The 20,672-nt window shown below is 61.1% G+C and carries 13 protein-coding genes; 11 read left to right on the top strand and 2 right to left on the bottom strand.

From position 1 onward, the window contains the following. The first annotated feature begins 31 nt into the window (after positions 1-31). The 7 genes from WH299_RS04490 to WH299_RS04460 all read left to right on the top strand — a co-directional run bounded on the left by WH299_RS04490 (position 32) and on the right by WH299_RS04460 (position 11,182). Positions 32-1,642, top strand: coding sequence for an ABC transporter substrate-binding protein (locus WH299_RS04490; RefSeq protein ID WP_339549753.1), 1,611 nt, complete (start codon positions 32-34; stop codon positions 1,640-1,642). After that, complete coding sequence (locus WH299_RS04485; RefSeq protein WP_339549690.1) at positions 1,639-2,589, top strand: ABC transporter permease; 951 nt, start codon at positions 1,639-1,641, stop codon at positions 2,587-2,589. Before WH299_RS04490 ends, WH299_RS04485 begins: the two co-directional genes overlap by 4 nt. Before the next feature lie 3 nt (positions 2,590-2,592). After that, positions 2,593-3,492, top strand: coding sequence for an ABC transporter permease (locus tag WH299_RS04480; protein WP_323623559.1), 900 nt, complete (start codon positions 2,593-2,595; stop codon positions 3,490-3,492). After that, on the top strand, positions 3,489-5,102 hold the full coding sequence (locus tag WH299_RS04475; RefSeq protein WP_339549689.1) for an ABC transporter ATP-binding protein: 1,614 nt from the start codon (positions 3,489-3,491) through the stop codon (positions 5,100-5,102). The genes WH299_RS04480 and WH299_RS04475 overlap by 4 nt, the downstream gene beginning before the upstream one ends. 231 nt (positions 5,103-5,333) lie before the next feature. Then, the gene (gene mexE, locus WH299_RS04470) at positions 5,334-6,575 is read left to right on the top strand and encodes a multidrug efflux RND transporter periplasmic adaptor subunit MexE (protein ID WP_122726873.1); all 1,242 of its coding nucleotides are present in this window, start codon (positions 5,334-5,336) and stop codon (positions 6,573-6,575) included. A gap of 15 nt (positions 6,576-6,590) precedes the next feature. Continuing rightward, on the top strand, positions 6,591-9,770 hold the full coding sequence (locus tag WH299_RS04465; RefSeq protein ID WP_122726871.1) for an efflux RND transporter permease subunit: 3,180 nt from the start codon (positions 6,591-6,593) through the stop codon (positions 9,768-9,770). Beyond that, positions 9,767-11,182 (top strand): TolC family protein, encoded by a 1,416-nt coding sequence (locus tag WH299_RS04460; RefSeq protein ID WP_339549688.1) that lies wholly within the window; start codon positions 9,767-9,769, stop codon positions 11,180-11,182. Before WH299_RS04465 ends, WH299_RS04460 begins: the two co-directional genes overlap by 4 nt. Before the next feature lie 85 nt (positions 11,183-11,267). Here WH299_RS04460 and WH299_RS04455 read toward each other — a convergent pair whose 3' ends face one another. Further along, entirely contained in the window at positions 11,268-12,284 is a 1,017-nt protein-coding gene (locus WH299_RS04455; protein WP_339549687.1) for an AraC family transcriptional regulator, read from the bottom strand. 169 nt (positions 12,285-12,453) lie between these two features. Here WH299_RS04455 and efeU point away from each other — a divergent pair, with 169 nt between their 5' ends. Genes efeU through efeO (WH299_RS04435) form a run of 4 tightly spaced genes read left to right on the top strand, consistent with a single transcriptional unit; the run spans position 12,454 to position 16,670 of the window. Then, the gene (efeU, locus tag WH299_RS04450) at positions 12,454-13,299 is read left to right on the top strand and encodes an iron uptake transporter permease EfeU (protein ID WP_028616059.1); all 846 of its coding nucleotides are present in this window, start codon (positions 12,454-12,456) and stop codon (positions 13,297-13,299) included. Between the two features lie 10 nt (positions 13,300-13,309). Continuing rightward, positions 13,310-14,512, top strand: a complete 1,203-nt coding sequence (gene efeO, locus WH299_RS04445; protein WP_339549686.1) for an iron uptake system protein EfeO — start codon at positions 13,310-13,312, stop codon at positions 14,510-14,512. Between the two features lie 14 nt (positions 14,513-14,526). Beyond that, positions 14,527-15,825: an iron uptake transporter deferrochelatase/peroxidase subunit gene (efeB, locus tag WH299_RS04440; protein WP_126570138.1), complete on the top strand. Its 1,299-nt coding sequence runs from the start codon at positions 14,527-14,529 to the stop codon at positions 15,823-15,825. A gap of 26 nt (positions 15,826-15,851) precedes the next feature. After that, positions 15,852-16,670 (top strand): iron uptake system protein EfeO, encoded by an 819-nt coding sequence (gene efeO, locus WH299_RS04435; RefSeq protein ID WP_339549685.1) that lies wholly within the window; start codon positions 15,852-15,854, stop codon positions 16,668-16,670. Positions 16,671-16,732: 62 nt separating this feature from the next. Here efeO (WH299_RS04435) and WH299_RS04430 read toward each other — a convergent pair whose 3' ends face one another. Then, positions 16,733-20,572, bottom strand: coding sequence for a hypothetical protein (locus tag WH299_RS04430; RefSeq protein WP_339549683.1), 3,840 nt, complete (start codon positions 20,570-20,572; stop codon positions 16,733-16,735). Positions 20,573-20,672 lie beyond the last annotated feature (100 nt).

Here is a 20,672-nt window from a genome sequence, read left to right as displayed (position 1 = left end):
TGAGGGCACCCCATTGAATACCTCCAACTTGATGAGCCGTCTGTTGGCCCCCTGCGCCTTGGCGCTGAGCCTCGCCGCCTGCTCGCCCGGGACTGACACCCAGGCGGGCAAAACCTTGAACATCGCGTTTTTTGGCGACAACACCACCCTGGTCAGCGTCGACCCGTTCCAGGTGTATTGGTTGGAACACCGCGTGCTGTTGCGCAATGTCGCCGAGTCTTTGACCGACCAGGACCCGGAGACCGGCAAGATCATCCCCTGGCTGGCCAAAAGTTGGGAGATGAGTGACGACGCGCTGACCTATACCTTCCACCTGCGTGAGGACGTCACCTTCAGCAATGGCGAGCGCTTCGATGCCAAGGCGGTGAAAACCGCGTTCGACAGCGACAAAGCGCTGGCCACCGAGCTACCCGCCACCTTCGGCGCCACCTACCTGGCAGGTTACGACCATGCCGAAGTGGTCGATGACTTCACCGTCAAGCTGGTGCTGTCCAAGCCCAACGCGGGTTTCCTGCAGGCGACTTCCACCACCAACCTGGCGATCCTCGCGCCCGCCTCCTACGCACTGACGGTGAAAGAGCGTTCCCTGGGCAAGATCATCGGCACCGGGCCGTTCGTATTGACCAGCTACACGCCGGAAGTCGGCGCACGTTTGACCAAGCGCAAGGGCTACGCCTGGGCTTCGGCCAATATGAAAAACCAGGGCGAAGCGCACCTGGACGCGGTAGACATCAGCTACATCCCCGAGGAAAGCGTACGAAACGGCCTGTTCCTGCAAGGCAAGGCCGACATCCTGTGGCCGCGCAACCCGTTCTCCGAAGTTGACCTGAAGCTGTTTCAGTCCAAGGGCGCGACGATCCAGAGCCGTTCGTTGCCGGGCCCTGCGCTCAACCTCTTCCCCAACACCCGTGGCGAGCGCCTGCTGGCTGACAAACACGTGCGCCTGGCCGTGCAAAAGTCGATTGATCGCAAGAGCTACGCCAGCACGGTGTACAACGCCGAATTCCCAGTGGTGGACGGCGTGTTTGATGTGACCACGCCGTATGTCAAAAGCCAGGCCGCCAAGCTCGGTTATGACCCGGCCGGTGCAGAGCGCCTGCTCGACCAGGCCGGCTGGGCCAAGGGCGCGGACGGCTACCGGCAGAAAAACGGCAAGCGCCTGAGCCTGAGCTACAACATCAGCCCGGCCGAGACTGCCGGCGACGTGCTGATCCAGGACCAACTGCGCAAGGTCGGCATCGAGTTGAAACTCAGCGTGGTCACCCGCGCCGAATGGGTCGCCAACAACTCCGCCGGCAACTACGACCTGACCATCAACTACATGACCCGCGCCGACCCGATCATCCTGCAAACCATCCTCGATCCGCGCAGCGCCAACAGTTCCACCGTGGCGACCAACACCTTCGAACCGGCGGTACTGGATAAAGCCAAGGCGTTGTTTGATGCCGGCATCACCGCCACCCAGACCCCGCAGCGCGCGGCCGCCTATGGCGATCTACAAGACCTGCTGATTGACGAAAGCTCGGCGTTCCCGATCTACGAGCGCGTGTGGCAGGCGGCAACCTCGCCCAAGGTGAAAAATTTCCGCTGGACCGCCGAGGGTTTTGCGCTGTTGGGTGATATCGAGATCGGCACACCATGAGCCGCTACCTGATCAGTCGGGTCGGCCAGGCGCTCCTGGTGTTGTGGGGTGCCTACAGCATCACGTATTTCATCCTTTATCTGCTGCCGGGCGACACGCTGTCACTGATGCTCAGCGCCTCAGGCATGGAGGCTGACGCGCTGTCGGTGGAAGACCTGGCAAAGGCGCGGGCTTACTACGGCTTGGACAAGGGTGTATTCGAACAGTATTTCGACTTGTTGTGGGGGGCGGTTCGCGGTGACTTCGGCCAGTCACTTTCCCTCAACCGTCCAGTGGCCGAACTACTGGTTGAACGCCTGCCGCAAACCTTGTCCCTGGCGGGCCTGGCTATCTTCCTGTCGTTGCTTGGCGGCATTGGCCTGGCTTACCTGACCGCCTATATCCGCTGGCAACCGTTGAAGAAAGCGATGACGCGCTTGCCGTCTCTGGGCTTTTCGGTGCCGGTGTTCTGGATGGGGTTGTTGTTGATCCAGGTGTTTGCCTTTGGCCTGGGCTGGTTTCCCGCCACCGGCAGCCGGGGCTTCGAAAGCTTGGTGCTGCCGGCCGTGACCCTGGCCATTCCAAGTGCCGCGGTGTACGCCCAGGTATTGCAACGCAGTTTTCAGGGTGTCTGGAAAGAGTCCTACATCACCACCGCCTACGCCAAAGGCCTCAGCCGGGGTCAGGTGCAGGCGCGCCATGGGTTCAAGAACGCCGCGTTGCCGATCCTGACCCTGATCGGCTTACAGGTCGGCAATACGGTGTCCGGCGCGGTGCTGGTGGAGACCATCTTTGCGCGATCCGGCATTGGCCGGCTGGCCCAGGAAGCCGTGTTGCGCCAGGATATCCCGGTGGTGCTGGCCATCGTCGCGGTGTCGGCTGCGGCCTTTGTATTGGTGAACCTGCTGGTCGATCTGCTTTACCCCTGGTTCGACCCGCGCATCTCCCACACGCCAAAGGTGTCCTAGACCATGACCATCCTTGAGCAGAATCTGCGCAGTACCTCCCTTACGGCCAGCCAACCGCTGTGGCGTCGCCGCAGCCGATGGCAGCGCGCGACGGCAGTGTTGTTGCCCTTGCTGCGACGGCCTGGTTTCAGCCTGGCACTGTTGCTGGTGCTGTTCGCACTGATTTCAGCCGTGGCGCCACACGTGCTGAGCAGCTATGACCCCTACGCCACCTCGCCTGTCGAAAAGCTACGCGCGCCAGACCTCACCCACTGGTTTGGCACCGATGAACTGGGCCGCGACCTATTTACCCGGGTGGTTTATGGTTCGAGCCTGTCGATGCTGGCCGCTTCGCTGGCCGTCGGCATCGCCCTATTGGGCGGCTTAGGGCTGGGCATTCTGTCGGGTTTTGCCGGCGGGCGTATCGACTCGGTGATCATGCGCTTCGTCGATGTCCTGCTGGCCTTGCCCGGCGTGCTGCTGGCCCTGGCGATTGTCACGGCGATCGGCTTCGGCACCGTACCGGTGGCCATCGCGGTGGGCGTCGGGATCATTCCGGGGTTCGCCCGCACCACCCGCGCCGAGGTGTTACGGGTCAAGACTTTGCCCTATGTGGAAGCCGCGCGCCTGGGCGGTGCAAGTTGGGGGCGTACGTTGCTGCGCCACATCCTGCCCAATGCCTGGGGCCCGGTGGCGGTGTTGGCGACGCTCGACTTTGGCGCTGCGATCCTGGCGACTGCCGGGCTGAGCTTCCTCGGTTTTGGCGCGGTGCCCCCTGCCGCCGAATGGGGCACGCTGATTGCCAATGGCCGACACTTCCTGATCACCGCCCCGTGGGTGTCCCTGCTACCAGGCCTGTTCCTGGTGGCCGTGGTGTTCAGTCTCAACCATATCGCCCGCACCTTCGAGGAAACCCAGCGATGAATGCTTTAGTGGATATTCGCCAACTCAGTGTCCGCTATCGGCACGGCAACACGGCGGTCAATCGCCTGTCCTTGCGCGTCGCCCAGGGCGAGACCGTGGCGATTGTCGGCGAGTCCGGCTCGGGTAAGTCGACCCTGGCCAACGCTATCCTGGGTCTATTGCCGGACAGTGCGCAGATCACCGCCGGCCAACTGTGGGTAGACGGCCAGGACCTGACCCACGCCAGTGAACGCCAAAAGCGTGCCTTGCGCGGCCGCACCATCGGCCTGGTGCCCCAGGACCCGATGGTCAGCCTCAATCCCACGCTGCGCGTGGGCCAGCAAATCGCCGAGGCGCTGATTCTGGCCAAGGGCAAACGCTACCCCGCTGTGGATGCAGACATTGTCGAGCTGCTGCAACAGGTAGGTATCGACAAGCCCGTGCTGCGCGCACGCCAGTATCCCCATGAACTGTCCGGCGGCATGCGCCAACGCGTGTTGATCGCCATTGCCCTGGCCGGCAACCCGCGCCTGATCATCGCCGACGAGCCCACCAGCGCCCTCGACGTCACCGTGCAGCGCAAGATCCTCGACCACCTGCAACGCCTGGTCAGCGAGCGTGGGATTTCGCTGCTGATCATCACCCACGACCTCGGCGTGGCCAGCGACCGCGCCGACCGGATCCTGGTGATGCAACAAGGCGAACTGGTCGAACAGGGCGCGCCGCGGCAGATTCTCGACGCGCCGCAACACGACTACACCCGCGCACTGATCGCCGCCGCGCCCGCGTTCGCCAAGCGTCGCGAACCGCTGGTGCGGGTTGATCCGACGCAGCCCCCCATCCTGAGCCTGAAAAACGTCGGCAAGACCTTTGCGCTGCCCAAGGTAAAGGGTGAGCACTCGACTTTCGTGGCGCTGGAAGAGCTCAACCTTCAGGTGTACCCCGGCCAGACCTTGGCCATCGTCGGCGAATCAGGCTCGGGCAAAAGCACCGCATTGCGCATCGCCCTGGGCCTTGAGAAACCGAGCCAAGGCCAGGTCTGGTTCGAACAACAGGATGTCACGCACCTGAGCTGGCGCGACTTCCGCCCGCTGCGCCAGCGCCTGCAACTGGTGCAACAAAACCCATTTGCCGCGCTGGACCCGCGTTTCACGGTGTTCGATAGCATCGTCGAGCCGTTGGTGTCATTCGGGCTGCTCAAGGGACCCGCGCTGGAACAGGCCGCCCGCGAGTTGATTTCCCGCGTACACCTGCCAGCCAGCTACCTGGACCGCCTGCCACGCGAATTGTCCGGCGGCCAATGCCAACGCGTCGCCATCGCCCGGGCCCTGGCGTTGAAGCCGGACCTGTTGCTGCTCGACGAGCCGGTGAGTGCACTCGATGTCTCGGTGCAGGCGCACATTCTTGATTTGTTGGAAGAGTTGCAACGGGAGATGGGCATTGCGTATGTGCTGGTGTCCCATGACCTCTCGGTGGTGGCCAACTTTGCCCATGAGGTGCTGGTGTTGCGCAATGGCAAGGTAGTCGAACAAGGCAGCGTGGAACGGATCTTCAACCACCCCGCCAACGAATACACCCGTGAATTGATTGCTGCGATCCCTGGCCGACACGTCGCCACAAGGGCCGCATAATCAAGGCGCGCTCGCGAGAACACCGGCGAGCGCGCGAGTTCCTTGCAGTCCATGCAACGGTCCTTTGTCATCACGCCTATTGATAGCCCCCTAACGAAACCCCCATGCTAGAGGGCTAATCTCGCGCTTATATCATTCCGAATGATAGTTACCTTTGCTTCATTCGATTCGTGACATAGCACATCGCCGCGCATGATCCGCCCATCTCAAATACATTGGCGGATGCACCTCATGGAACAGTCACTCAAACATTTGCGCTTCCCCCTGGCGATTTTGGCCGTGGTGGTGATGAGCGCGTGCGGCAAGACCCCGGAACAAGCGGCCGCCATGCCAGCTGCCAAAGTCAGCGTGGCCAAGGTGCTGGAACAACCGGTCAACGAGTGGGATGAGTTCACCGGTCGTCTGGAAGCCCCGGAAACCGTGCAGATCCGTCCTCGGGTCTCTGGCCAGATTGACCAAGTCGCTTTCACCGAAGGCGCTTTGGTCAAGAAAGGCGACCTGCTGTTCCAGATCGACCCGCGTCCGTTCCAGGCTGAAGTGCGTCGCCTTGAAGCTCAGTTGCAACAAACCCGCGCCGCCGCCACCCGTAGCGATAACGAAGCCCAGCGTGGCGAACGCCTGCGCCAGAGCAATGCGATTTCCGCCGAACTGGCCGACTCGCGCACCACCGCCGCTCAGGAAGCCCGCGCCGCTGTCGCCGGGATCCAGGCGCAGTTGGACCTGGCCAAGCTGAACCTGAGCTTCACCCGCGTCACGTCGCCGATCAGCGGCCGTGTCAGCCGTGCCGAAATCACCGCCGGCAACCTGGTGACCGCTGATGTCACCGCGCTGACCAGTGTGGTCTCCACCGACAAGGTCTACGCCTACTTCGATGCCGATGAACGCGTGTTCCTCAAGTACACCGAACTGGCTCGCCAAGGCCGTCGCGGTGCGACCACCCCGGTGTACCTGGGCCTGTCCAACGAAACCGGCAACCCGCACCTGGGCCAGATGAACTTCGTCGACAACCAGGTCAACCCGGCCACCGGCACCATCCGTGGTCGCGCCGTGTTTGACAACAGCAAGGGCGAATACACCCCTGGCCTGTACGCCCGCCTGAAGCTGGTCGGCAGCGGCACCTACTCCGCCGTGTTGATCAACGACGAAGCCGTCGGCACCGACCTCGGCAAGAAGTTCGTACTGGTGATGGAAGGCGACAAGCCGGCGTATCGCTCGGTAGAACTGGGGCCGAAAATCGAAGGCTTGCGCATCGTGCGCAGCGGCCTCAATAAAGAAGACACCATCATCGTCAAGGGCCTGCAACGCGTGCGCCCAGGATCGCCGGTCGCTCCGGAAACCATTCCGATGGCCAGCAAGGAAACCCTCGCCGCCTTGGCCCAACAACGACAAGCGCTTGAAGCCAGCAACCTGGAACAAGTAACGCCGGATAAAGCCGCGCCGAAACTTGCCAGCGCTGCGACTCCACGCGGTTAAGGGATACGACTCAAGATGAATTTTTCCAAGTTCTTCATTTCGCGGCCGATCTTCGCAGCGGTGCTTTCGCTGCTGATCCTGATTGCCGGCGCGATCTCGCTGTTCCAATTGCCGATCAGCGAATACCCGGAAGTGGTGCCGCCGACCGTCGTGGTACGTGCCAACTTCCCGGGCGCCAACCCCAAGGTCATCGGTGAAACCGTGGCCGCGCCGCTGGAGCAGGCGATCACCGGCGTCGAGAACATGTTGTACATGTCCTCGCAGTCGACCGCCGACGGCAAGCTGACCCTGACTATCACCTTCGCCCTGGGCACCGACCTGGACAACGCGCAGGTGCAAGTGCAAAACCGCGTGACTCGGACTCAGCCGAAACTGCCTGAGGAAGTGACGCGCATCGGTATCACCGTGGACAAGGCCTCCCCCGACCTGACCATGGTGGTGCACTTGACCTCCCCGGATCAGCGCTACGACATGCTCTACCTGTCCAACTACGCCTTGCTCAACGTGAAGGATGAGCTGGCGCGTCTGGGCGGTGTGGGTGATGTGCAACTGTTCGGTATGGGCGACTACTCCCTGCGTGTATGGCTGGACCCGAACAAGACCGCTTCGCGCAACCTGACGGCCACTGACGTGGTGACGGCAATCCGTGAGCAGAACCGTCAAGTGGCCGCCGGTGCCCTGGGTGCACAACCTGCCCCGACCGCTACCGCGTTCCAGTTGTCGGTGAACACCCAAGGTCGCCTGGTGACCGAGGAAGAGTTCGAGAACATCATTATTCGCTCCGGCGATAACGGTGAAATCACCCGCCTCAAAGACATCGCACGGGTTGAGCTGGGTTCCAGCCAATACGCCCTGCGTTCGTTGCTGAACAACCAGCCGGCCGTGGCGATCCCGATCTTCCAACGCCCAGGTTCCAACGCGATCGAGATCTCCAACGAAGTGCGCGGCAAGATGGAAGAGCTGAAAAAGAGCTTCCCGCAAGGCATGGACTACAGCATCGTCTATGACCCGACCATCTTCGTGCGCGGCTCCATCGAAGCGGTGGTGCACACCCTGTTCGAAGCGCTGATCCTGGTGGTGTTGGTGGTGATCCTGTTCCTGCAGACCTGGCGCGCCTCGATCATTCCGTTGGTGGCGGTGCCGGTATCGTTGATCGGTACGTTTGCGGTGATGCACCTGTTCGGCTTCTCGCTCAACGCGCTGTCGCTGTTCGGCCTGGTACTGGCGATCGGTATCGTGGTGGACGACGCCATCGTGGTGGTGGAGAACGTCGAGCGGAACATCGAGCTGGGATTGGAACCGTTCCCGGCCACTGAAAAAGCCATGAGCGAAGTGACCGGCCCGATCATCGCCACCGCGTTGGTGCTGTGTGCGGTGTTCATCCCGGCTGCATTCATCAGCGGCTTGACCGGACAGTTCTATAAACAGTTCGCCCTGACTATTGCGATCTCGACGGTGATCTCGGCGTTCAACTCGCTGACCTTGTCCCCTGCCCTGGCCGCCGTGTTGCTGCGCAGCCATGACGCGCCGAAGGATCGTTTCTCCAAGGTTCTCGACAAGCTCTTCGGTGGCTGGTTGTTCAAACCGTTCAACCGTTTCTTTGACAAAGCCAGCCACGGCTACGTCGGCACCGTGCGTCGGGTCATTCGCGGCAGTGGTATCGCGTTGTTCCTGTATGCCGGCTTGATGGTGCTGACCTGGTTCGGTTTTGCCCACACCCCGACCGGTTTCGTACCGGCCCAGGATAAGCAATACCTGGTGGCCTTCGCCCAATTGCCGGACGCCGCAAGCCTGGACCGCACCGAAGACGTGATCAAGCGCATGTCCGACATCGCGCTGAAACAGCCGGGCGTGGAAGCCGCCGTGGCCTTCCCAGGCCTGTCGATCAACGGTTTCACCAACAGCCCGAACAGCGGCATCGTGTTCGTGACCTTGAAACCGTTCGACGAGCGTAAAGACCCGAGCATGTCTGCCGGAGCGATTGCCGGTGCACTGAACGGCAAGTACAGCAGCATCCAGGAAGCCTACATGGCGATCTTCCCACCGCCGCCGGTACAGGGCCTGGGTACGATTGGTGGTTTCCGCCTGCAGATCGAAGACCGTGGCAACCTGGGTTACGACGAGCTGTACAAAGAAGTGCAGAACATCATCACCAAGAGCCGCACCACGCCGGAACTGTTCGGCCTGTTCACCAGCTACACGGTCAACGTGCCCCAGGTCGATGCCGCCATCGACCGTGAAAAGGCCAAGACCCACGGCGTGGCGATCAGCGACATCTTTGACACCCTGCAGATCTATCTGGGCTCGTTGTATGCCAACGATTTCAACCGCTTCGGCCGGACCTACCAGGTCAACGTGCAGGCTGAGCAGCAGTTCCGCCTGGACGAAGACCAGATCGGCCAGCTGAAAGTGCGCAATAACAAAGGCGAGATGATCCCGCTGGCGACCTTCATCAAGGTCAGCGACACCTCCGGGCCGGACCGCGTGATGCACTACAACGGCTTCATCACCGCAGAAATCAACGGCAACGCTGCACCGGGCTACAGCTCGGGCCAGGCTGAAGCGGCAATCGAGAAACTGCTGAAAGAAGAACTGCCCAACGGCATGACCTACGAGTGGACCGACCTGACTTATCAGCAAATCCTCTCGGGCAACACCGCACTGTTCGTGTTCCCGCTCTGCGTACTGCTGGCGTTCCTGGTACTGGCCGCCCAATACGAAAGCTGGAGCCTGCCATTGGCGGTGATCCTGATCGTACCGATGACCCTGCTGTCAGCGATTACCGGGGTGATCATCTCAGGTGGCGACAACAACATATTCACCCAGATCGGCTTGATCGTACTGGTGGGCCTGGCGTGTAAGAACGCGATTCTGATCGTCGAGTTCGCCAAGGACAAACAGGCAGAAGGCCTCGACCCGCTCGCTGCGGTACTGGAAGCCTGCCGTCTGCGTCTGCGGCCGATCCTGATGACCTCGTTCGCCTTCATCATGGGTGTGGTGCCCCTGGTATTGTCCAGCGGTGCCGGTGCCGAGATGCGTCATGCCATGGGCGTGGCGGTGTTCTCCGGGATGATCGGTGTGACCTTCTTCGGTCTGTTGCTGACGCCAGTGTTCTACGTACTGATCCGTCGCTATGTGGAACGCCAAGAGGCACGCAAAGCGGCCAAGGCCTTGAAGCTGGAGACACAGCAATGAGTGTGAAAGTATTCCTGCCGAGCTTGCTGGTACTGGCGCTGAGCGCCTGTGCCGTAGGCCCGGACTACAAAGCCCAGACCCTGGAGGCGGCCAACATCACGGCCGCTGCCGATGCCAAGCAGTACGACCACGCCAAGTTCGAAGGCATCTGGTGGCAGCAGTTCGAAGACCCGACCCTCAACCGTTTGGTGACCCAGTCGCTGCAAGGTAACCGGGATCTACGCGTCGCCTTTGCCCGCCTACGGGCGGCCCGTGCGATCCGCGATGACGCCAGCAATGACGCCATGCCGACCATCACCAGCCGGGTCAGCAGTGACCAGGGCAAAGGCCAGATCCCGGGCCAGACCACTAGCCGCGTCAAGACCGAGCGTTACGACCTCGGCCTGGACATGGCCTGGGAACTGGACCTGTTCGGCCGCATCCAGCGCAACCTGGAAGCCACCGACGCCGACCAGCAAGCCGCCGAGGCTGACTTGTACCAACTGCAAGTCACCATGATTGCCGAACTGGTGGATGCCTACGGCCAACTGCGTGGCGCGCAACTGCGTGAACGCATTGCCCTGGACAACCTGAAGAACCAGCAGGAATCGCGCACCATCACGGTCAGCCTGCGGGATGCCGGTGTGGGCGACCAACTCGACGTGGAGCGTGCCGACGCACGCCTCGCGGCAGTCGAAGCCAGCGTGCCGCAACTACAGGCCGAGCAAGTGCGCGAGCGTAACCGCATCGCTACCCTCCTCGGCCAGCGTCCGGACAAGCTGACGGTCGACCTGGGCCCTAAAGACCTGCCGGCGATTGCCAAGGCGTTGCCGATCGGCGATCCAGGGCAACTGCTGCAACGTCGCCCGGACATCCTCAGCGCCGAACGCAAACTGGCCGCCGCCACCGCGCGTATCGGCGTGGCCAAGGCCGACCTGTTCCCACGGGTCAGCCTCAGCGGGTTCCTCGGCTTCACCGCCGGGCGCGGCTCGCAGATCGGCTCGTCCGCCGCGAATGCCTGGGCCCTGGGCCCAAGCATCACCTGGGCAGCCTTCGACCTGGGCAGCGTGCGCGCCCGTTTGCGCGGCGCCGATGCCGAGGCGGATGGCGCCCTGGCAACCTACGAGCAGCAAGTGTTGTTGGCGCTGGAAGAGTCCGAGAACGCCTTCAGCGACTACGGCAAGCGTCAGCAACGTTTGGTTTCGCTGATCCGCCAAAGCGAATCCAGCCGCGCCGCCGCCGACCTGGCCGCGATCCGCTATCGCGAAGGTACCGTGGACTTCCTGGTATTGCTCGACGCGCAACGTGAGCGCCTGGCCGCCGAAGACTCCCAGGCCCAGGCCGAAGTGGATTTGTATCGCGGCATCGTCGCGATCTACAAGGCGCTGGGTGGTGGTTGGAAGCCGGATACGGTGGTCGCCAGCGCCAAGTGATGTAAAGAGCTCCTTTGGTTGGTCGCATCCAGCCAATTTTTTGCCCCGTGATCCATTCGGTCACGGGGCTTTTTTTGGTCCTTGATTAACCAGCTTCACCCAGAATCAAACTCCGGTAATGCCCCGGATTCGACCCACTCCACTTACGAAACGCCTTATAAAACGAACTCGTATCAGCAAACCCCAGCCGCGCCGCAATCTCGGCAAAGCTGATCTGCGGCTCCGCCAACCACACAATCGCCAATTCCTTACGCACGCTGTCCTTGAGCCCCTGATAGGTCTGCCCTTCTTCTGCCAGGCGACGGCGCAAGGTTGAGGCCGAGATGCACAGGCTGACCGCGAGGCCTTCGGTTTCCGGCCAGGTGTCGGGGGGCAGTTGGCGCAGGTCGTGCTTGATGCGGGTGGCGAGGCTGTCGGGGTCGCGGTACTTGACCAGGATATTGGCCGGTGCATGGGCCAGGAAACGCTTGAGTTCTTCCGGGGTGCGCTTGATCGGCAGGTCCAGGCAGTCGGCAGAGAAGATCATCCGCGTGCGGGGTCGGTCGAAACGCAGGTTGTCGGAAAACATCACCTGGTAGTCGTCACAGAATTCCGGCTTTGCGCAGCGCAGCTCAATCGCCAGGATTGGAATACGTCGTCCTGCCAACCAGCACGCGACACCGTGGACGATCATCCAGTAAGTGAAGTAAGTGAAGGCCCGATTAGGTTCAGCCTCGGGCTCGACCAATACGATCTCCGCCAGACTTTGTTGACGCACCAACTCAGCGGGCAGTCGCTCCAGCATCAGTGACAGGAACTCCAGCCCGGCCTCCAGGGCCGTGGCAAGCGTTGGCTGCGCCATTGCAGCGCGGCAGAGAAACGCCAGGCTGCCGGACCTGAGCTTGCGCGGGTCCATACCGAAGAACTCATCATCGGTGCGCCGTGCCAAAAGGCGCCACAGCCGTGCGTAGGTGGTGGCCGAAACCCGCGCGGCAGGCTCGGCCAGCCACTGTGGGTCAATCCCGGCTTTGTGCAGCACTTCGGCACTCGTCGCCCCCGGCGCGCAGCTTTGCAGCAAGGCTTCGCGCACAAGGTGAATAGAGATGGTGTCTTTTTCCGACATGGTGGACCGCGTATCCAAAGCTGCGCAAAGAATGGCACGCATCATAAGGGCGGATGCGCATTGCCACCACCGTTCAGCCACTGTTCAGCAAACGTCAAGAATTGTTGTTTAGCAATGAGTATCATTATGTTACAACTTAGCACCCTATCTAGTTGTCACGCGGTGCCGAATGCTCGTTCCTTTCCTCATCATGCTGCGCGAAGGCATTGAAGCCGCATTGATCGTTGGCATTATCGCCAGCTACCTGCAACAGACCGGCCGCGGCCAGTGGATGCCGGCCGTATGGATCGGCGTATTTCTCGCCGCCGCACTGGCCCTGTTGGTCGGTGGTGGCCTGGAACTGGTCAGCGCCGAGTTCCCGCAAAAACAACAGGAATTGTTCGAAGGCATCGTCGGCCTGGTCGCCGTGGGCATCCTCAGCTCCATGGTGTTCTGGATGCGCAAGGTGGCGCGTTCCATCAAGCATTCCCTGCACGAATCTCTCGATCACGCGTTGGCCGGTTCCAAGCACCAGGTCACCGCGCTGATCCTCATGGTGTTTTTCGCCGTGGCCCGCGAAGGCCTGGAAACCGTGTTCTTCCTGCTGGCCGTGTTCCAACAGAGTGAAGGCCCAGGCGCGCCGATTGGCGCCCTGCTCGGCTTGATCCTGGCGATCATCGTCGGTTTCCTGATCTACACCGGCAGCATGCGCCTGAACCTGGGCGCGTTTTTCCGCTGGACCGGCTTGTTTATCCTCGTGGTGGCCGCCGGCATCCTGGCCAATTCGGTGCAAGCCCTGCACGAAGCGGGGGTATGGAATCACCTGCAAACCGTGCTGTTCGACTTCAGCGCCGCGCTGCCCATGGACAGCCCGTTGGGCTCGGTGCTGGCCGGGATGTTCGGCTATCAGGAAGCGCCCACCATCAGCACCCTCGGCGCCTACCTGATTTACCTGGTGGTGGCCCTGGTGATGTTCTTCCTGCCCACCGCACCGTCCAAGCCTGCCGCCTCACCTTCTTCTGTTGCCAACCAGTAAGGACCGCCTCTTGTCCAACCCTACTCCTCAACCGTCCTCGCCACCCCGCGCCCTGCGCTGGGCCGTGGCGGGCTCGGTGGTCGTGATGATCGCCGCCGGAGGCCTGTTCTATTACGCCTCGCAACTGGCGGCCAGCAAGCGCCAGACCAACCACAATGAAATCGCCGTGACCATCCATGGCCACGCCTGCGAACCGAATGAGCTGACCGTGCCCGCCGGCCGCGCCAGCTTTCGCATCATCAACCGCTCCGACCGTGCGGTGGAATGGGAAATCCTCGACGGCGTGCTAGTGGTCGAAGAGCGCGAAAATATCGCCCCCGGCCTGAGCCAGGTGATCAACGCTAACCTGCTGCCCGGCGACTACGCGATCACCTGCGGCCTGCTGAGCAACCCGCGCGGCACCTTGCACGTAACGCCGACCGCCGAGTCCGATGCGCAAGCCAAGGCCAAGCCGTCGATGGTGGCGTTTATCGGGCCACTGTCGGAATTCCGCGTGTACCTGAGCAGCCAAGGCAGCGCATTGATCAAGGCCGTCACCGCCTTGCAACAGGCCGTCGACGCCGGCGAACTGGCCCAGGCTCAAGCGCTCTATGTTCCGGCGCGCGAGGCTTACCAACGCCTGGCCCCCGCATCGCAACGCCTGGCCGAGCTGGACAACGCGATCAACGCCCGCGCCGACTACTTTGAAAAGCGCGAGCAGGACCCGGCCTTCAGCGGCTTCCATCGCCTGGAATACAGCCTGTTCCAGCAACGCAGTCTCGATGGCTTGGCGCCGGTTGCTCAGCGCCTGCTGACCGACGTCACCACCCTCAAGCAACAACTGCTCGCCCAGTCGCTGCCGCCGGAGCAGTTGGTCAGCATTGTGGTGCGCAACCTCAACAGCCTGGCCGATGTACGTGCCATCAGCGGTGAAGAAGAGCGCTACAGCCACGTCGACCTGAATGGTTTCGCCGCCAACCTGGAGGCCGCCCACAAAGTCGTCGACCTGATGCGCCCTTTGCTGACCAAGTCTGCCGCAGACCTGCTGCCTAAAGTCGACAGCGCTCTCACGGCCTTCGACAGCCAACTCAACGAATTGAAAGTCGACGGCCAGTACCGCCGCTACGACAGCGTAACCGCCGATCAGCGCGAGCAGATCGCCGACAAGGCCAAGGCTCTGGCCGCTGCACTCGATGGAATCGACCCCGCCCTTGGCCTCTCCGGCCTGCAGTGAAGACGACCGCAAACATGAGTGATTCAGAACAATTTGACCTTACTCGCCGCCGTGTCCTGCTGGGCATGGCCGCCACCGGCGCCGCCATTGCCGGCAGCACCCTGACCTGCCCGGCCATGGCCGCCGAGCAAGTCACCACCGCACCGCGCAGCGACAAGACCCAGGACCACCACGATTTCTTTGGCAAGCACCAGAGCGGTATCGTCACGCCGCGCCCAGCCTGCGGCATGCTCGTGGCGTTCGATGTGCTGGCCAGTGATCGTGAAGACCTGGAGCGCCTGTTCCGCACCCTGAACGAACGCATCGCTTTCCTGATGACCGGCGGCACCGTGCCGCAAGTCGATCCGAAACTGCCGCCGACCGACTCCGGCATCCTCGGCCCGGTGGTCACGCCGGACAACCTGACCATTACCGTGTCCGTCGGAGAATCACTGTTCGATGAGCGCTTCGGCCTCACCGCAGTCAAGCCCAAGCGCCTGAGCCGCATGGTTGGCTTCCCCAACGATGCACTGGAACCGGCGCAGTGCCACGGCGACCTGAGCCTGCAATTGAGCTCCAACACGCCGGACACCAATATCCACGCCCTGCGCGACATCGTGAAGAATCTTCCGGACTTGCTGCTGGTGCGCTGGAAGCAGGAAGGCAGCGTGCCGCCCCAAGCGCCGAGCAAACCCGGCGAGCCTGCGCAGAGCGCGCGCAACTTCCTGGGTTTTCGTGACGGTTCGGCCAACCCGAACTCCAACGATGCCAAGGCCATGGACCAGATTGTGTGGGTACAACCGGGCAGCGACGAACCGGCCTGGGCGGCCAACGGCAGTTATCAGGCCGTGCGCATCATCCGCAACTTCGTCGAGCGCTGGGACCGTACCCCGCTGCAAGAACAGGAGAGCATCATCGGCCGCATCAAGCCGACCGGTGCGCCCATGGACGGCGACAAAGAGACCCAGGTGCCCGACTACAGCAAGGACCCCGAAGGCAAAGTGACCAAGCTCGATGCCCACATCCGCCTGGCCAACCCGCGCACCCCGCAGACTCAGGCCAACCTGATCCTGCGCCGGCCGTTCAACTACTCCAACGGCGTCAACAAAAACGGTCAGCTGGACATGGGGCTGTTGTTCATCTGCTACCAGGCTGACCTGGAGAAAGGCTTTATCAGCGTGCAAACCCGGCTCAACGGCGAGCCCCTGGAGGAATACCTAAAGCCGGTCGGTGGCGGGTACTTCTTCACCTTGCCGGGCGTCACGGGGCCGAAGGATTTCATCGGGCGCACGCTGCTAACTGCAACGCACCCTCAAACCACTGCCCAGACCTAAAACAAACCCAGAGCGGAAATCGTCCCATGAAAAAGTCGTCTATCGCGTTGTCGTTATTGCTGACCCTTTCGCCGCTGGCAGCCTTCGCCGCTACCGCGCCGCTGGACCTGGTAGGGCCGGTGTCGGACTACAAAATCTACGTCACCGAAGAAATCGGCGAGCTGGTCACCCAGACCCAAGCCTTCACTGACGCCATCAACAAAGGCGACCTGGCCACCGCCAAGAAGCTCTACGCGCCGACCCGCGTGCACTATGAGTCCATCGAGCCGATCGCCGAGCTGTTCAGCGACCTTGATGCGTCCATCGACTCCCGCGTCGACGACCACGAAAAAGGCGTGACCGCCGAAGACTTCACCGGCTTCCACCGTATCGAATACGCGCTGTTCTCGCAGAACACCACCAAGGGCCTGGAAACGCTGACCGCCAAGCTCAACACCGACGTCAACGATCTCAAGACCCGCGTCGATGGTCTGACCTTCCCGCCTGAGAAAGTCGTGGGCGGTGCCGCAGCATTGCTGGAAGAAGTCGCCGCCACCAAGATCTCCGGCGAAGAAGACCGCTACAGCCACACCGACCTGTATGACTTCCAGGGCAATATCGACGGGGCGAAGAAAATCGTCGACCTATTCCGTGGCCAGATCGAGAAACAAGACAAAGCCTTCCTGGCCAAGGTCGACAAAAACTTCGCCACCGTGGACAAGATCCTGGCCAAGTACAAGACCAAGGACGGTGGTTTCGAGACCTATGACAAGGTGAAGGACAATGACCGCAAGGCCCTGGTGGGCCCGGTCAACACCTTGGCTGAAGACCTGTCGACCCTGCGTGGCAAGCTGGGCCTGAACTGATAACAAGTCCTCGTCCATGCATTGCGACCGTGTTGCAATGCATGGACGAGGCTTGCGCATGTTTACCCTGCAGGCGTGTCTGGCGTGAAATGTTCAAGCGGCGTGCCGGTCGGCTTTTGCGTGATCGGGTCAATGGCGTACCAGTCAACGCCGAGTTTCACGGCGGATAACGGCTGATTTTGACTCGCGCCCATCTGGCTTCCCGGGTATGCACGGCTCTCGGGCAGAGGTGATAACGCGTTGTAGGCCCCTATCCCCCAGCGGCATTTCTCAAAGGCCGTGGTCGTCAGAAAAAAACCTCGTCCGACAGAAACCAGTTCGCCCTTCATCACCCGCTGGGCTGCACCCATTGCCTTCGGGCCGATTCGGAGCACATCCGAAAGGCCATCCAGTGGATTGAACAAACTGCGAAAGAAAGGTGCTGCCTCTTTCGCAGCCACCATCCTGAATGCACGGCCGCTGAATGGAACAAGCGCCTTGAACCCACTGAAAAAACGTCTTGCGCCGGACACCCCGCCGGTTACGATGAATGATGCAAAGTCGATCAACAACCCTTTGACCCCCGCGCCAATGTTCCCATCGGCGATATCAGCGAGGCCGCCTACGAATGGGATAAGGCTTAACACCGTTTTCAGGTTTTCCTTGGTGAAGATCTTTCCGGAATCAAATGGGTAGCTGCGTCTTGTATTCAGCGCTGTCGGCTGGTTGGCGTACTCCATCAACGGCCCAGACTCTTCCTTGAACGTCGCATCGACGATGGCCTTGGCGATATCGTTCGTTTTTCTCGACGCCCAACTGTTGGGCACAGAACGCGCCGTGCCGACCGACCTCCTCGATTCCGTCTGACCCGGCAAGGTCCTCCCGAACTTTTCAATAATGGCGTTAGTCCGCACTCCCGTGCGCGGCGCGCTGCCGGTCTTGTAGGCGTCGAGGTCGAAGTCAACCAGTGTTGCCTTGCGAAAGTCCCTTTCTACGTAGGCGAAAGGACCGTAGGATACGAGGCCTTTTTCAACCACGCCGTCCAACTTGAGCGTCGAGAACAGCATAAAGCGCTTGGACACCTTCATTGATCCCGGGAACATTTCCAGATAGGTGAACCAGCCGTTCGACCCCTCGTCTTTGTAGCGTAACAACACCCCCTGCCTGGCCCTCTTTTCGGCAACGTTCGAGTTTTCCCCATCGTCCTGTGCCAGGGGGTCTCCGGTCTCCTCACGCAAAGTGAAGATTTCCACATCGCCATTCTCCAATCCCTGCCGGACATCCAGGGGGGCATTGGAGATCATCAGCTTGATCACTGTTTCCTGGGCTTTACGCTGGTCAGCCAAGTATTGCTTCACGGCCGGCGCAACCAGCGGCTCGATGATGGGCAGTTGCTTGATTCTTTCGTTGAAGGTTTCCTGAGAGACTCTGGGGTGGGTGAATGTGTATTTCTTCACCCCGGACACTGTATCGTTCAGCCACTTCTGGAAGGCAAGAAATGGGTCCAACTTAGCTTGTTCTGTCAGGATCAATTCAGTCAGTAACGGAGTACGCGTTTCCAGGTGCGCCTCATTTCTGGGATTGAACGGCTTGTCGGTATCGAGCTCCAGCTTGAACGCGGCGATCTCCTCTCGGGTCATTTCGGGAAACAGCACAACCAATTGATCAATCAACAGGCTCATCTGAGTGGGGGGTTCCCTCGTCAAGCTCTGGAACGCAGCAAGCGTAACGCTCTCGCGATCGGCAAACGCCTGGGCGGCTGCGCTGTAATCCCCAGGTGAATAGAGTCCATCGGATCTTTTCGGAAACACACCGCTCATCACCGCCCAATCCAGCAGTGGCGATACGCCGAGGCACTTGAAAAGCACCTCGTGATCCGGCCCCATGGGGTTGAGCCGGGTGAGCGCCTGGGCTTCGGCGATGTTCAATGCCCGCGAACTGCCTGCCCCTCCCAGTTTTTCCGCTATTTCACAACCCTGGCGCAGGTTCATCCAGGCTGTCGACCCAATGCTCACCAGCCCCGGAGACAGCTTAAGCGACTCAGGCGCGTCTACCCACAGGTTGGGATCAGGTTTGAGCAGAAACTCTGGAGCAGCTTGTGCCAACATCAAATGGGCGATCAAGGGCGCGGTCCTGACGTCGGCACCCTTGGTTTTCAATTGCGTTTGAATGTCGTCGCGCACGTCACGCATTGCGCGACCAAGGTTGCCGGGTTGATAGATTTCGTAGCCGGCAACCACGCCCGGCTTGCCTGGCACCTCATCGCTGACGCTGGCCTTGATCGCGGCTGCCAGGAGTTGATGACGGACTGCCTTTGGCAGCGGAGCGCCGTCCCTGACCTCCACCATGTTCAGTTGCTGCGCCAACGCTTGGGCCTTGACGACTGCTTGGGGCGAGTCGAAAAACCGTTGCAGTTGCAGGTCCGGATCATTCGGCAAGCCCTCCCCGGCCATGTAGTTGGTCAACAGTTGAGTCACCGAGCCAGGCGCGGCGGCCGCCACCTTCAACGCGGTGAAATCACCCGCAGACAGCCCCCCAGGGCGCCAGTTATAGGGCGACAAACCGGCATAGTCACCCGCCATTGGCGAAGGCGGCAGCTTGATCGTCAACCAGCCAATGGCCGAGTTCACCTGGGCAACCGTTTCGGGGCTACCCAACCCGGAGAACGCCAGCATCTGTCGCATGTCATACAGGGGCTGGGAATACAGAACGTTCCCGGTTACCCCGCTCATCTCTACCAGTTGGTTGAAATCATGATTGAGGGTGTTGACCGCCGCTTTCTCGGCCGGGCTACCGCCTGCAGAGACCTTGCTGATCTCATCGTCCAGAAAGACTTGCAAGGAGATCCATTGATTGGCGGAGTCGCGCAGTTCAAGGTTCCCGTCGGCTATCCGGTAAACGTTATCCGCAGCCGCCAAGCCAATCTTCTCGATGAAGGCCTTGAACGCCGGCAGTAGCAGCCACTCAACCAAACGCTCACGGGGTAGCAGGCTTTTCTGCGCCAGCGTCGATCCGGGGGAAACGAGCGCGGGCTGGCTGCTCAAGGGGAGCGTGTCCCCCTCGCTCTTGCCTTTGACCAGTGCTTGCAGGTTTGACGCCAGCTGCGAGCGATCGGCGACGTCACTGTGATTTTGCGTCAGTTGCTCGAACTGTTGCCGCCAGTCGGTACGTTTCTCATTGGCGATGGCCGGCCAGCCGTGTTCTTTTAGCCGCTCGCCGATCTGCTTTTTATTTTCTGAAGGGCTGGACATTTCCACGCCGTAAAAATGAAGGACCGCATCTAAATCACGGAATGGGACCGCATAGTCACCCGGCAGTAAAACGCCCCCATTATCCGGGCGCAGCATTTTCGCTGCCTCACTGAGGTTTGCGCCCACCTCCCACCAACCGGAACCATCCGTCGTCGTAAATCTTCGCGTAACGTGTTTGCCATCAATCAACACCGCGCCTTCAACGCCGTCGCTGAAAACACGCATCGTCGCCAAATCCAACCCCTTGGACTGCAACCAAGCCTGGACCCGTGGCTCGCGCGCGGCGTCGACAAAGGCATCCATGAAGGGACGAATCGACGCATCTGGAGGAAAGGGGTAAATCTTGAGCCTGCCTGTAAGCAAATAGTGGGTGAGGTTACTTTGCAGGCTGGCATCCGCTTTTTTCGCGGCCTCGACCGTTGGATAAACCGCGACGTTGCGCCCGGTTTCAGCCGATAAGTCCGCCCGTTTGTGGCGTACCAAGGGTTGCTCAAGCCTGAGTTGGGTCAGTTGCCCGCCGCGCTGGCGTAGCACGCCTGTAACCGATGACTGCCCACCCGCACCCGACAGGTCCTGAGAACGCGGTACATTCGTGAGGCCATGGGATTCGCCCCCGCCCCCCGCCAAAACAACAGCCTGCGTGGCGCTACGATTTTCATTGACTGTCAACATATCAAGCTCTCTAAAGGTTAACCGTAAGAGGTCTCGTCCTTAAGAACCGGCCCCCAAAATCCTACGGTCTACCCCGGAGCCCAGGCATAGGGGGTTTCTC

The sequence above is a fragment of the Pseudomonas sp. MYb541 genome (assembly GCF_037479595.1).
Classification (GTDB): Bacteria; Pseudomonadota; Gammaproteobacteria; order Pseudomonadales; family Pseudomonadaceae; genus Aquipseudomonas; species Aquipseudomonas canadensis.
Note: the sequence above shows the minus strand (reverse complement) of the source record. Positions and strands in the feature narration are given on the sequence as shown.

Excerpts from the sequence above, each read along its gene's own strand:
- WH299_RS04485 (WP_339549690.1), top strand. The coding sequence starts at position 1,639 with ATGAGCCGCTACCTGATCAGTCGGGTCGGCCAGGCGCTCCTGGTGTTG.
- efeO (WP_339549685.1), top strand. The coding sequence starts at position 15,852 with ATGAAAAAGTCGTCTATCGCGTTGTCGTTATTGCTGACCCTTTCGCCG.
- WH299_RS04460 (WP_339549688.1), top strand. The coding sequence starts at position 9,767 with ATGAGTGTGAAAGTATTCCTGCCGAGCTTGCTGGTACTGGCGCTGAGC.
- WH299_RS04465 (WP_122726871.1), top strand. The coding sequence starts at position 6,591 with ATGAATTTTTCCAAGTTCTTCATTTCGCGGCCGATCTTCGCAGCGGTG.
- efeB (WP_126570138.1), top strand. The coding sequence starts at position 14,527 with ATGAGTGATTCAGAACAATTTGACCTTACTCGCCGCCGTGTCCTGCTG.
- efeU (WP_028616059.1), top strand. The coding sequence starts at position 12,454 with ATGCTCGTTCCTTTCCTCATCATGCTGCGCGAAGGCATTGAAGCCGCA.
- WH299_RS04490 (WP_339549753.1), top strand. The coding sequence starts at position 32 with ATGAGCCGTCTGTTGGCCCCCTGCGCCTTGGCGCTGAGCCTCGCCGCC.
- WH299_RS04475 (WP_339549689.1), top strand. The coding sequence starts at position 3,489 with ATGAATGCTTTAGTGGATATTCGCCAACTCAGTGTCCGCTATCGGCAC.
- WH299_RS04455 (WP_339549687.1), bottom strand. The coding sequence starts at position 12,284 with ATGTCGGAAAAAGACACCATCTCTATTCACCTTGTGCGCGAAGCCTTG.
- WH299_RS04430 (WP_339549683.1), bottom strand. The coding sequence starts at position 20,572 with ATGTTGACAGTCAATGAAAATCGTAGCGCCACGCAGGCTGTTGTTTTG.
- WH299_RS04480 (WP_323623559.1), top strand. The coding sequence starts at position 2,593 with ATGACCATCCTTGAGCAGAATCTGCGCAGTACCTCCCTTACGGCCAGC.
- mexE (WP_122726873.1), top strand. The coding sequence starts at position 5,334 with ATGGAACAGTCACTCAAACATTTGCGCTTCCCCCTGGCGATTTTGGCC.